General features: G+C 69.7%; 8 protein-coding genes. 6 read left to right on the forward strand and 2 right to left on the reverse strand.

Going from position 1 to position 13,336, the window contains the following annotated elements; all coding sequences use genetic code 11:
• Positions 1-73: 73 nt before the first annotated feature.
• The 5 genes from ACZ7NC_RS01555 (at position 74) to ACZ7NC_RS01575 (ending at position 7,262) form a co-directional block, all read left to right on the forward strand.
• Positions 74-1,183, forward strand: a complete 1,110-nt coding sequence (locus ACZ7NC_RS01555) for a sugar ABC transporter substrate-binding protein (protein ID WP_471483908.1) — start codon at positions 74-76, stop codon at positions 1,181-1,183.
• 179 nt (positions 1,184-1,362) lie between these two features.
• Positions 1,363-2,154, forward strand: coding sequence for an ATP-binding cassette domain-containing protein (locus tag ACZ7NC_RS01560; protein WP_471483982.1), 792 nt, complete (start codon positions 1,363-1,365; stop codon positions 2,152-2,154).
• On the forward strand, positions 2,151-3,443 hold the full coding sequence (locus ACZ7NC_RS01565) for a sugar ABC transporter permease (RefSeq protein WP_471483911.1): 1,293 nt from the start codon (positions 2,151-2,153) through the stop codon (positions 3,441-3,443). Before ACZ7NC_RS01560 ends, ACZ7NC_RS01565 begins: the two co-directional genes overlap by 4 nt.
• 223 nt (positions 3,444-3,666) lie before the next feature.
• Entirely contained in the window at positions 3,667-5,595 is a 1,929-nt protein-coding gene (gene dxs / locus ACZ7NC_RS01570) for a 1-deoxy-D-xylulose-5-phosphate synthase (RefSeq protein WP_471483914.1), read from the forward strand.
• Between the two features lie 143 nt (positions 5,596-5,738).
• Positions 5,739-7,262 carry an amino acid permease gene (locus ACZ7NC_RS01575; RefSeq protein ID WP_471483916.1) on the forward strand — a complete coding sequence of 508 codons (1,524 nt, stop codon included), beginning with the start codon at positions 5,739-5,741 and terminating at the stop codon, positions 7,260-7,262.
• A gap of 37 nt (positions 7,263-7,299) precedes the next feature.
• Here ACZ7NC_RS01575 and ACZ7NC_RS01580 read toward each other — a convergent pair whose 3' ends face one another.
• Both ACZ7NC_RS01580 and ACZ7NC_RS01585 read right to left on the reverse strand, forming a co-directional pair.
• Positions 7,300-7,671: an NTP pyrophosphohydrolase gene (locus tag ACZ7NC_RS01580; RefSeq protein ID WP_471483917.1), complete on the reverse strand. Its 372-nt coding sequence runs from the start codon at positions 7,669-7,671 to the stop codon at positions 7,300-7,302.
• Between the two features lie 19 nt (positions 7,672-7,690).
• The gene (locus ACZ7NC_RS01585) at positions 7,691-8,683 is read right to left on the reverse strand and encodes an NAD(P)-dependent oxidoreductase (RefSeq protein WP_471483984.1); all 993 of its coding nucleotides are present in this window, start codon (positions 8,681-8,683) and stop codon (positions 7,691-7,693) included.
• Positions 8,684-8,802: 119 nt separating this feature from the next.
• Here ACZ7NC_RS01585 and ACZ7NC_RS01590 point away from each other — a divergent pair, with 119 nt between their 5' ends.
• Complete coding sequence (locus ACZ7NC_RS01590) at positions 8,803-13,185, forward strand: LamG domain-containing protein (protein WP_471483919.1); 4,383 nt, start codon at positions 8,803-8,805, stop codon at positions 13,183-13,185.
• Positions 13,186-13,336 lie beyond the last annotated feature (151 nt).

The following is a 13,336-nucleotide window of genomic DNA, read 5'->3' on the forward strand; positions in this document are numbered from 1 at the left end:
TCGCACGTGCGGCCGAGTTGACTTCCAGCCACCTCGGCCGCAACGTCGCGGCCTCGTCAGGGAGGTTTCTGAAGTGAACACGCGTATGCGTCGTGCCGCCGTTGCCGTTGCCGCTGGTGCGATGGCCGTCTCGCTGGCTGCCTGTGGCAGCGCCGAGGAATCGGGCGGCGGCGACTCCACTGCTTCTGCCGCCAAGGGCGACAACATCAAGGTCGGTCTCCTGCTCCCGGAGAACCAGACCGCTCGCTACGAGAAGTTCGACCGGCCGCTGATCGAGAAGAAGATCAAGGAGCTGACGGACGGCAAGGCGACGATCGACTACAACAACGCCAAGCAGGACGCCAACCTGCAGGCGCAGCAGGTCGACACCATGATCACCAACAAGGTGGACGTCCTGATCCTGGACGCCGTCGACGCCAAGGCGATCAAGAACTCCGTCCAGAAGGCCGTGGACGCCGGCATCAAGGTCGTCGCCTACGACCGCCTGGCCGAGGGCCCGATCAGCGGCTACACCTCGTTCGACAACGAGGAGGTCGGCCGCACCCAGGGTGAGGCTCTGCTGAAGGGCATGGGCGACAAGGCCACGAAGTCCTCCAAGATCGTGATGATCAACGGCTCGGTCACCGACCCGAACGCCGCCCAGTTCAAGAAGGGCGCCCTCTCGGTCCTCGAGGGCAAGGTCGACATCGCCAAGTCGTACGACACCAAGGAGTGGAAGCCGGAGAACGCAAACTCCGAGATGGAGGCTGCGATCTCGGCGGTCGGCAAGAACAACATCGCCGGCGTCTACTCCGCCAACGACGGCATGGCCGGCGGTATCATCACCGCCCTCCAGGCCGCCGGCATCAAGGTCCCGGTCACCGGCCAGGACGCCGAGCTCGCCGCCGTACAGCGCATCGTCGCCGGCGACCAGTACATGAGCGTGTTCAAGTCGTACCCGCAGGAAGCCAACGTCGTCGCCGAGATGGCCGTCGCGCTGGCCAAGGGCGAGAAGCTGGACTCCATCGCCAAGGACAAGGTCGCCAGCGGCAGCGCGAAGGACATCCCGGCCGCGCTGATCCCGGTCGTGTCGCTGACCACGGACAACATCAACGACACGGTCATCAAGGAAGGCTTCTACACGGTCGACGAGATCTGCACGGCCAAGTACAAGAGCGCCTGCGACAAGGTCGGCCTCAAGTAAGCAGCCTCCGGTCCTATCCAGGTGCGGGAATTCGTCCTTGAATTCCCGCACGGGACATGACTGCACAAGTCTCCTCCGGCGCCCCGCGCATACGTCAGCCCCGCAAGCTCGGCGCGGGGCGCCGGACGGAACCCCCCAACTTTCTGCACAACCTTCCGCCGGGTCAGGCGGCGAAGGAGATGGTTCACGTGTCCGCTACGCCCGTGATGGCGTTGCGCGGGGTCTCCAAGCGGTTCGGTGCCGTTCAGGCGCTCACCGACGTAGAGCTTGAGGTCCATGCCGGTGAAGTGGTCGCCCTGGTGGGCGACAACGGCGCCGGAAAGTCCACGCTGGTCAAGACGATCGCCGGCGTGCACCCCATCGATGAGGGCGTCATCGAATGGGACGGCAAGCCCGTCTCGATCAACCGGCCGCACGACGCCCAGCACCTGGGCATCGCGACGGTCTACCAGGACCTCGCGCTGTGCGACAACATCGACGTCGTCGGCAACCTCTTCCTGGGCCGCGAGCTGAAGAAGCGCGGCATCCTCGACGAGGTCGAGATGGAGCGCCGCTCGCGCGAGCTGCTCCAGACCCTGTCGATCCGCATTCCCAGCGTGCGCATCCCGATCGCCTCGCTCTCCGGCGGTCAGCGCCAGACCGTGGCCATCGCCCGCTCCATGCTCGGCGAGCCCAAGCTGGTCATCCTCGACGAGCCCACCGCCGCCCTCGGCGTCGAGCAGACCGCCCAGGTCCTCGACCTCGTCGAGCGGCTGCGCGAGCGCGGGCACGCCGTGATCCTCATCAGCCACAACATGGCCGACGTGAAGGCCGTCGCGGACAAGGTCGCCGTGCTGCGCCTCGGCCGCAACAACGGCGTCTTCGAGGTCAAGACGACCTCGCAGGAGGAGATCATCTCCGCCATCACCGGCGCCACCGAGAACGCCGTGACCCGCCGTGCGGCGCGCGCGAACGGGGAGGTTTCCAAGTGAGCATCGACAAGACCTCCGCGACGACGCAGGACCACGAGGTACTGAACACCGAGGCCGCCTCGGCCGCGGTGACCGCCGTCGACCCGCGCCTGCTGGTGCAGGAGCAGGGCCTGGCCGGCTACCTCACCGAGTTCCGGCGCAAGCTGAAGGCCGGTGAGCTGGGCTCCCTGCCGGTCATCCTCGGCCTGGTCGCCATCTGCGTGATCTTCCAGAGCCTGAACTCCGCCTTCCTGTCCGCGCAGAACATCAGCGACATCACGGTCACGATGGTCGGCACGGGCATGATCTCCGTCGGTATCGTCTTCGTGCTGCTGCTCGGCGAGATCGACCTGTCCGTCGGCTCGGTCAGTGGCGCGTCCAGCGCCATCGCGGCCGTCCTCGCGGTGAACCAGGGCTGGCCCGAGTGGGCGGCCGTGCTCATCGCCGTGGCGGCGGGTGCCGTCATCGGCGCGGCGCACGGCTTCTTCTTCGCGGTGCTCGGCGCTCCGGCGTTCGCCGTCACGCTGGCCGGTCTGCTGTTCTGGCTCGGCTTCATGCTCCAGACGCTGGGCGAGAACGGCACGATCAACCTCGACAGCGACGGTCTGATCGGCAAGCTGACGACGTACTTCTTCACGGACGTGGCGGCCGCGTACGGCCTGGCGGCCGTGGTGACCGCGGTGTTCTTCATCACCTCGTTCCTGGGCAACCGCCGCCGCGAGGCCGCCGGGATTCCGTTCCGGCCGCTGAGCGACACGATCATGCGGACGGTGCTGCTGGGTGCCGTCTCCTTCGCCGCGGCGGTCATGTACAACCAGTACAAGGGCCTGCCGCTGGCCACGGTGATCTTCCTGGTGTTCCTGGTCACCACGGACTTCCTGCTCCGGCGTACCTCGTACGGACGCAAGATCTTCGCCCTCGGTGGCAGCGTCGAGGCCTCGCGTCGTGCGGGCATAAACGTGACCGCGGTGCGCATCTCCGTGTTCGCGATCTCGGGTGGCTTCGCGGCGATCGGTGGTCTGTTCCTGGCCTCGAAGATCGCGTCCGCCAACCAGAGCGCCGGTACCGGTGACCTGCTGATGAACGCCATCGCGGCGGCCGTCATCGGTGGTACGTCGCTGTTCGGTGGGCGTGGGCGTACGTGGAACGCGCTGCTCGGTGTGCTGGTGATCGTCTCGATCCAGTACGGGCTGCAGCTCGAGTCCATCGCCGAGCCGGTCAAGTACATGATCACCGCTGGTGTTCTGCTGACCACGGTGGTCATCGACTCGATCACCCGTCGGACGCAGAAGACAGCTGGTCGAGCGTAGGTATCTCGCCGTAGGGGCGCGGGTGGACTGCCGCGTGCCGGTCCGTTGTGGCCGGTCGCGCAGTTCCCCGCGCCCCTTTTTCGGCGTTGTACTACAGGGCGTTGTTGGGTAGAGCCGAATGCGTGACGTACGACGGGTGGGCCGGGAACCTTCCGCTGAGGCGGAACATTAGACTCGACAAGCCCGGCAACAGCTCGAACAGCTCTACTGCAAGGAGGCACGGGTGCCGCTGCTGACCCGCATCACGGGACCGCGCGATCTGGACCGGCTCAGCCCTGAGCAGCTGGACCAGCTGGCAGGGGAGATCCGGACCTTCCTCGTCGAGGCGGTTTCCAAGACCGGCGGCCACCTCGGCCCCAACCTCGGTGTGGTGGAGCTGACCATCGCCCTGCACCGGGTCTTCGACTCGCCGAAGGACAAGGTGCTCTGGGACACCGGCCACCAGTCCTACGTCCACAAGCTGCTCACGGGCCGTCAGGACTTCAGCAGGCTGAAGATGAAGGGCGGCCTGTCCGGCTACCCCTCGCAGGCCGAGTCCGAGCACGACGTCATCGAGAACTCGCACGCGTCGACCGTCCTCGGCTGGGCCGACGGCCTCGCGAAAGCCAACCAGCTGCGCAAACGCGACGACCATGTCGTCGCCGTCATCGGTGACGGCGCGCTGACCGGCGGCATGGCCTGGGAGGCGCTGAACAACATCGCCGAGGCCAAGGACCGCCCCCTCGTCATCGTTGTCAACGACAACGAGCGGTCGTACGCGCCCACCATCGGCGGCCTCGCGAACCACCTGGCCACGCTGCGCACCACCGACGGATACGAGCGCTTCCTCACCCGCACCAAGGAGATCCTCGACCGCACACCGGTCGTCGGCAGGCCCCTCTACGAGACCCTGCACGGGGCAAAGAAGGGCCTGAAGGACTTCATCGCGCCGCAGGGCATGTTCGAGGACCTCGGGCTGAAGTACGTCGGCCCGATCGACGGACACGACATCGAGGCACTGGAGTCGGCGCTCGCCCGCGCCAAGCGCTTCGGCGGCCCGGTCATCGTGCACTGCCTCACCGAGAAGGGCCGCGGCTACCAGCCCGCCCTCCAGGACGAGGCGGACCGCTTCCACGCCGTCGGCAAGATCCACCCCGACACCGGACTGCCGATCGCCACCAGCGGCGCCGACTGGACCTCCGTCTTCGGCGACGAGATGGTCAAGCTGGGCCAGGAGCGCGAGGACATCGTCGCCATCACCGCCGCCATGCTCCAGCCGGTGGGCCTCGACAAGTTCGCCAAGCGGTTCCCCGAGCGGGTCTACGACGTCGGCATCGCCGAGCAGCACGGCGCCGTGTCCGCGGCGGGCCTGGCGACGGGCGGCGTGCACCCGGTGTTCGCCGTCTACGCCACCTTCCTCAACCGCGCCTTCGACCAGGTCCTCATGGACGTGGCCCTGCACAAGTGCGGTGTCACCTTCGTGCTCGACCGGGCCGGCGTCACCGGCACCGACGGCGCCTCCCACAACGGCATGTGGGACATGTCGATCCTCCAGGTCGTCCCCGGCCTCAGGCTCGCCGCCCCGCGCGACGCCGACCAGGTGCGGGCGCAGCTGCGCGAGGCCGTCGAGGTCAAGGACGCGCCGACCGTGGTCCGCTTCTCCAAGGGCGCCGTCGGCCCCGCCGTACCCGCCGTGGGGCGTGTCGGCGGTATGGACGTGCTGCGCGAGCCCGGCACCGACACCCCGGACGTGCTGCTGGTCTCCGTGGGCGCCCTGGCGCCGATGTGCCTGGAGATCGCCGGCCTGCTCGACAAGCAGGGCATCACCACCACCGTCGTCGACCCGCGCTGGGTCAAGCCCGTCGACGAGGCCATGGCCCCGCTCGCCGAGCGGCACCGCGTGGTCGTCACCGTCGAGGACAACTCCCGCGTCGGCGGCGTCGGCTCGGCCGTCGCCCAGGCCCTGCGCGACGCGGGCGTGGACGTCCCGCTGCGTGACTTCGGCATCCCGCCGCGCTTCCTGGACCACGCCTCCCGCGCCGAGGTCCTGGTCGAGATCGGCCTGACCGCCCCGGACATCGCCCGCCAGGTCACCGGTCTCGTCTCCAAGCTGGACGGCCGGTTCGACCGTACGGCGGCCGAGGTCGACTCGGTGGAGCCCGCGCGCGACTGAGCGAGCCATAGCGCCGGACGGGCCGGTTTCACCACCGTGAAGAGTGGTGGAACCGGCCCATCTGTGTGAATCCGCCCCCGCCGGGGCAGGCGTACCACGCCCCCTCTCGATCATGTCGAGGACGTCAAGTGGGAGGTACGACCGTGAGCAGCACACTCTTCCGGACGAAGAGAGTCGAGCAGTCCATCCTCGATACCGAGGAGCCGGAGCACGCGCTCAAGAAGTCCTTGTCCGCGCTGGATCTGACCGTCTTCGGCGTCGGTGTCATCATCGGCACCGGCATCTTCGTGCTCACCGGCACCGTCGCGAAGAACAACGCCGGACCCGCGGTGGCCCTGGCGTTCGTCGCGGCCGGTGTCGCCTGCGCGCTGGCCGCCCTCTGCTATGCGGAGTTCGCCTCCACCGTCCCGGTCGCCGGGTCGGCGTACACCTTCTCGTACGCCTCGCTCGGCGAGCTGCCCGCCTGGATCATCGGCTGGGACCTGGTGCTGGAGTTCGCGCTCGGGACGGCGGTGGTGGCCGTCGGCTGGTCCGGCTACATCCAGTCGCTCATGGACAACGCGGGCTGGGAGATGCCCGCGTCACTGGGCAGCAGAGAGGGCTCGGACGTCTTCGGCTTCGACATCCTCGCCGCCGCGCTCGTCCTCGTCCTCACCTGCATCCTCGTGGTCGGCATGAAGCTGTCCGCGCGCATCACGTCCCTGGTCGTCGCCATCAAGGTGACCGTCGTCCTCGTCGTGATCATCGCGGGCGCGTTCCTGATCGACGGTGACAACTACGACCCGTTCATCCCCAAGACCCAGACGGTGGACGCCGCCAGCAGTCTCGACGCCCCGCTGATCCAGCTCATGTTCGGCTGGGCCCCCTCCAACTTCGGAGTGATGGGCATCTTCACCGCCGCCTCGGTCGTCTTCTTCGCCTTCATCGGCTTCGACATCGTGGCGACCGCCGCCGAGGAGACCAAGAACCCGCAGCGCGACATGCCGCGCGGCATCATCGGTTCCCTCATCATCTGCACCACGCTGTACGTCGCCGTGTCGATCGTCGTCACGGGCATGCAGCACTACACCCGACTGTCCGTGGACGCCCCGCTCGCCGACGCGTTCAAGGAGACCGGGCATCCCTGGTTCGCGGGCTTCATCAGCTTCGGCGCCGCGGTCGGCCTGACGACGGTCTGCATGATCCTGCTGCTCGGCCAGACCCGCGTCTTCTTCGCGATGAGCCGGGACGGACTGCTGCCGCGCTTCTTCTCCCACGTCCACCCGCGCTTCAGGACCCCGCACCGGCCGACCATCCTGCTCGGCGTGATCATCGCGATCCTCTCCGGCTTCACCCCGCTGACCGAACTCGCGGCCCTGGTGAACATCGGCACCCTGTTCGCCTTCGTGGTCGTGGCCATCGGCGTGATCATCCTCCGCAAGACCCGCCCCGACCTGCACCGGTCCTTCCGCACCCCCTGGGTGCCGTTCATCCCGATCCTGTCGGTGTGCGCCTCGCTGTGGCTGATGATCAACCTGCCCGCCGAGACCTGGGTCCGCTTCGCCATCTGGATGGTGGCGGGCTTCGGCGTGTACTTCCTCTACGGCCGTTCCCACAGCCGCCTCGGCCTGCACGAGGAGACGACCGTGGCCGAGGTCGAGAAGGGGAACCACCCGGACACGCCGTAGCCGGACCCGACGACACGGGGCCGTGTACGGCAGCCGGCTACGGCCGGACCGTACGCGGCCCCGCCACGTCCGCCCCCAACTCCGTCACGCGGCCCCGCAGTTCCCGGTCCGCGGTCACCACCAGGCAGGGCCGGCCGCCCGCCCGCGCGACCAGCTCGACCATGTGATCGTCCCCGCTCCCGGCAGCGGACTCCACCCGCACCCCCGGCACGCTCTGAACGCCCCGAGCGGCGCCCTCCACGACGAGCACAAGCTCCACGGCCCCGGTGTGCCCCGGCACCCCGTCCGCCGCCAGCCGGTCCCGCAGCCGTTCCGCGGCCCCGCGCCGGTCCCGCCACCACCCGTCGGGCACCGACCCGACGACGTTCGCGGCGTCGACGATCACGAGCAGGGGGACGTCATCGTTCATGGGGCAAGGGTCGCACGGCTCATTCCGCCTCCCCCTCCTCGAAGCTCGCGAAATACGCCGCCGCCATGTCCTCGTCCCCGTGCCCGAGCCGGGCCGCCCGCTCGAGGCGCTCGGCACTCGCCTCGGCCCCGTCCAGACGTACGCCGTGCCGCGCGCCCGCCGCCACGATGAGCCGTGCGTCCTTCGCCGCCGTGCTCACCGCGAACGCGGCCGGGGACAGCCCGTCGTTGAGCACCAGTCCCGCCTTGGCCCGCAGATACCCCATGTCGAGCGGCCCGCCGTCGATCACCTCGAAGAACCGCTGCGGGTCCACGTCGAGGGCCTTGGAGAGCGCCAGCACCTCACCCGCGGCGTTCGTCACGGCCAGCACCCAGCTGTTGGCGACCAGCTTCAGCCGGGTGGCGCTGCCCTCACCACCGTCCTCGCCGGTCCACACCGTACGGGCGCCGACGGCGTCGAACACCGGCGTCACCGTCCCACGGCCCTCGATCGGCCCCGCGGCCAGCACGGTCAGCTGACCGGCCTCGGCCGGCTGACGGGTGCCCAGCACCGGGGCGTCGTAGAAGACCAGTCCGTGCTCGTCGGCGAAGGCGGCCAGGTCGGCGAGGGAGTCGATGCCCGCGGTCGTCGACTGCGCCCAGACGGCACCGGGGCTCAGTGCGGGCGCCGCCTCCCGCATGACGTCCAGTGTCGCGGGACCGTCGTACAGCATGGTCAGGACCACGTCGGCGCCCCGGACCGCCTCGGCGGGGGTGTCGGCGACGGACGCGCCGTCCGCGGCCAGGGACTCGGCCTTGGTGCGGGTGCGGTTCCAGGCGCGGACGGTGTGCCCGGCCTTGAGCAGGTTGCGGGCCATCGCGGCGCCCATGATGCCGGTGCCCAGGACGCTCACGGTGAGCTTGTCGGTCATGACGTCGACTTCCTGTTCTCGTGCGGAGGTTGCTGCTGTGGTCCAGCTTGCCTTTCGAGTCCGTGGGGTTCGAGTTGGCTGACGGGACGTGAGGTAGTTCAGAGTTCAGGCATTCGGAATTCACCGTTCCTTTCCCATACCCCCTTAATTTGACGTGTCCATAGCGGATCTTGGTCGAATTACGACCGGGGCGGGGAGGGGCCGTGAGGGTGGTTCGTCGTGTGCGTGGACACAGGGGGGCGGGTAGATCCGTCGCGTCCGTCGCGGTGGGGATGGGCATCGCCGTGACCGTCGGCCTGCTGCCGACGGGAGTGCTTCCGGCGGCTGCCGCCGGGCGGCCGGCGGCCGTGGCCGCGCAGGCAGGGAGTACGCAGTCGTCCGAGGCGGGGGGAGCCGCCGTCGCGGCCACCGAGGAGGAGGCGTTCGCCCGAGCCGAACAGTCGGGCAGGAGCGTCGAGATCCTCTCTCTGCGCGGCGAGAGCGCCGACGTGTACGCCACGCCCGAGGGGGACCTGGAGTCCCGCGAGTATCTGCGTCCGGTGCGGACCCGGATCGACGGCGAGTGGCGGTCGATCGACACCACCCTCGCCGTGGCCGGCGAGGGTGCCGACCAGGACATGGTCGTCCCGAAGGCGGCCGCGGTCGGGCTCGCGTTCTCCGGTGGCGGCGAGGGGCCGCTGGTGCGGCTGGAACGGGCGGGCCGGACCCTTGAGCTGTCCTGGCCCGGCTCCGTGCCGCAACCTCGTCTCGACGGCGACACCGCCACCTACCCCGACATCCTCCCGGACGTCGACCTCCGGCTCGCCGCCCGGCCCGAGGGCTTCACCCAGCTACTCGTGGTCAAATCGGCCGAGGCCGCCGCGAGCGACGAACTCGCCGAGCTGCGGCTCAAGTTGGGGACCGAAGGGCTGGTGACCCGGGAGACGGCGAACGGTGGCCTCGCGGCGGTCGACGAGGGGTCGGGCGGGGTTGTCTTCGAGGCACCCCGGCCCGTGATGTGGGACTCCAGCGCCGCGGAACCCCAGGAGCCGTCGGGGGCGTCGGCCGCTTCGGCCGTACAGCCGGCGTCCTTCGCGGCCGCCGAGACTGACGGTGTCGCCGGGGCCGAAGGCGCCTCCGGTGAGTCCGAGCCCGCCGCCGCCGACTCCGGTCGCGTCGAGCCCATCGGTGTCGACATCCCCGCCGGCGGCGACGAACTCGTCCTCACCCCGGACAAGGACCTGCTCACCGGATCCGACACCGTCTACCCCATCTTCATCGACCCGCAGTGGTACTCGCCGAAGGCCACCTCGTGGACCATGGCCTCGCGGTACTGGGCGAGTTCGCCGCAGTGGAAGTTCAACGGCGACCCGGACGCCGGGCTCGGCTACTGCGGCTGGAACTACTGCAACCCGCAGGACGTGAAACGGCTCTTCTACCAGATCCCGACCACCAAGTTCGCGGGCCGCAGCATCCTGTCCGCCGAGTTCGTCGTGCGGAACACCTGGTCGTCCTCCTGTGAGGCACGCGAGGTGCAGCTCTGGCGCACCAAGGCGATCAACTCCTCCACCACCTGGAACACCCAGGACGACTCCGGCTTCTGGATCGACCACCTCCGCAGCCGCAGCTTCGCCTACGGCTACGACGGCTGCGCCGCCGCCGACGCGGAGTTCGACGTGAAGGACGCCGTGGCGATGGCCGCGTCGAAGAAGTGGCCGCAGATCACGTTCGGCATGCGCGCCAGCGCCTCCGGCGAGAGCGACCGCTACAGCTGGAAGCGGTTCTCCGACGACGCGTTCCTGCGGGTGCGCTACAACCGTCCGCCGCCGCGGATCTCCACCTCGCAGCTCACGATGGACCCGGGCGGCACCTGCGAGCCGAACGACACCCGGGTACGTGTGCGCTCCCGGGCCACCGTCCGCGCCAACAACGTCACCGACCCCGACAAGGACCGCGTCCAGGTGCAGTTCCGCGGGGTGTGGGACGCGGGCGACGGCTGGAAGCAGCACTGGATCTCGGCGAAGAGCACGGACAAGGCGTCCGGTTCGGACTTCTCCATCCAGCTGCCCACCACCATCCCGCAGAACAAGATCGTCGGCTGGCAGGCGCGCGCCTGGGACGGGGGCCAGTGGTCCGCGTGGAGTTCCCAGAACGCCCACAGCTGCCACTTCGTCTACGACACGACCGTGCCCGTGGGCCCCTCCATCACCTCGTCCCAGTACCCGAGCTCCGACCCCGCCGACCCGAACGACCCCTGGTGGGACGGCGTCGGCCGGTACGGCACCTTCTCCATCGACACCTCCTCCGGTGACGTCACCAAGTACTGGTTCGGCATCAACGGCTCGCCCACCAGCGCCCACACGCTGACCACCTCAGGCGGCGGCGCCAAGACGATGAAGTTCATGCCGACCAAGCCCGGCGTCAACTTCATCACCGCCCAGGCCTTCGACGCCGCCGGCAACGGCTCCGAGCCCCGCACCTACTACTTCCGGGTCCGCTCCGGGCAGCCCGACCGGCTCGCCTGGCAGATGGACGAGAGCGCCGGCGCCACCCAGGTCAACGGCGCCGGCGGCGAATGGCCCGCCCAGCTCTACGCGGGCGCCAAGCCGGGCGCCGAGGGCGTCACCGGCAACGGCCTGGAGCTGGACGGAACCGACGACTACGCGGCCAGCGACTCCCCGGTGCTGAACACCGCCAAGAGCTTCACGGTGTCGGTATGGGCGAAGCTGCCCTCCAGCCCGACCGGCGCGCCGGTCGCCGTCGCCCAGGCGGGCTCCAACACCAGCGGCTACGAGCTCTACTACTCCACCGCGCTCGGCGGCTGGGTCTTCCTGCGGCACACCGCCGACGCCTCCGGAACCTCGGTGGCGCGGGCCGTGCAGCCGGCCTGCGCGAGCGGTGACACCGCCTGCCAGACGGCCCGCACGGGTACGTGGACGCACCTGGTCGGTGCCTTCAACTACCCCAGCCAGCAGCTGAAGCTGTATGTGAACGGCGCCCTCGTCGCCACCGCCCCCTACACCACCACCCCCTGGGACGCCCGCGGCCGCACGATCCTCGGCGCCGCCTCCCACTACGGGACCGTGGAGGGCTTCTTCAAGGGCTCCCTCGACGAGGCGCAGTTCTTCGACTACCAGCTCACCGACTCCCAGGTGGCCCAGCTGCACAACCGGCAGCCGGTGAGCACCGCCCGCCCGGCCAAGCTGGTCTTCCCGATGGACGAGACCGTGACCGACGTCGCCCTGACCGGCCGTGCGCAGCAGGCCCCCGCCCAGCTCATGGGCGGCGCCACCAGCGGGGTCACCGGGGTCAACGGCCGTGCGGTGCAGTTCGACGGCGTCGACGACTACGCCACCACCGGCCGCCCGATCATGGACACGGCCCAGAGCTTCGCGGTCTCCGCCTGGGTGAAACTGCCCAAGGACAAGGAGGCCAAGGCGATGACGGCCGTCGCCCAGGCGGGCACCGTCAACCCCGGCTTCGAGCTGTACCACTCCACCGCGCTCGGCGGCTGGGTCTTCATCCGGGAACAGAGCGACACGGCCGACTCCACGGTCGTACGCGTCACCCAGTCCGCCTGCCCGGCCAACACCAACTGCGCCGCGGCACGACTCGGCGAGTGGAACCACGTCGTCGCCGTCCAGGACGTCGACGCGGGCAAGATCCTGTTGTACGTCAACGGCGTCCTGGAGGGCACGGCCGCCTTCACCACCCCGTGGCTCGCCGTCGGCCGGGTCACCCTCGGCGCCACGTACCGTGCGGACGGCACCCTGGGCAGCCCGCTCAAGGGCGCCATGGACGACGTACGCCTGTACGACCGGGCGGTCTCCGACGACGAGGTGCGTCAGCTGTTCCGGCAGCGGCCGCTGGTCAAGAGCCGCTGGAAGTTCGAGACCGCGTCCACGGCCACCCCGCCGGTCACCCCGGACGCCGGCCCCACGGCCGCGGGCCTGAGCCTGTACAACGGCGCCGCGATCGGCTCCGGCTGGGTCGACGGCGGCCTCACGCTCGACGGCGTCAACGACTACGCCGCCACCGCGAGCGGCACCGTGCCCCTCGACACCGCGGCCAGCTTCACGGTCAGCGCGTTCGTCCAGGCCTCGGCCCGGCCCACCGGCGAGGTCGCGCTGCTGAGCGCGCCGGGCACGAACAAGGACGCCTTCTCGGTCCGGTACATCCCGAGCAGCACCCCGGGCACCAACGGCGGCCGCTGGCGGATCACCACCGCCGACGCGGACAAGACCGACGCCGGGTCCGTCGAGGTGGAGAACGGGCAGTTCTACGGCCCCGAGGACTGGACCCATCTGGCCCTGGTCTACGACGGCTTCGCCCGCGAGATGCGGCTGTACGTCAACGGCGAGCTGGAGGAGGTCGCCTGCCAGGACGCCGACGACGACGGCGAACCCGACGTCAGCGGCTGCACCGAGCAGGTCTCGTACTCCGAGAACGTGCTGACCTTCAAGGCCGTCCAGTCCCTGCGCCTCGGCCGCGACCGGGCCGGCGCCTACTTCCCGGGCTCCCTCTCGGACGTGTGGACGTTCCAGGGCGCCCTCAGCGACTCGCAGATCGCCCATCTGTCGCTGGGCATGCCGGGTGTCGCCACCGAGGTCCCCGGCTCGGACTGACCGGGCAGCGCCGCCTCGCGGTCCGGTTCCGGCCGGGCCGCGACGGCATTCGCACCTTTCAGAAGACCTTCCGCGCGAGCTCTCACACGAGAGCTGCGCACCCCAAGGCAGCCCGGGCCGATCCCGCGCGGCCGGTACGTGAGCGAAGACG

It is taken from the genome of Streptomyces sp. NPDC111802, assembly GCF_055634335.1.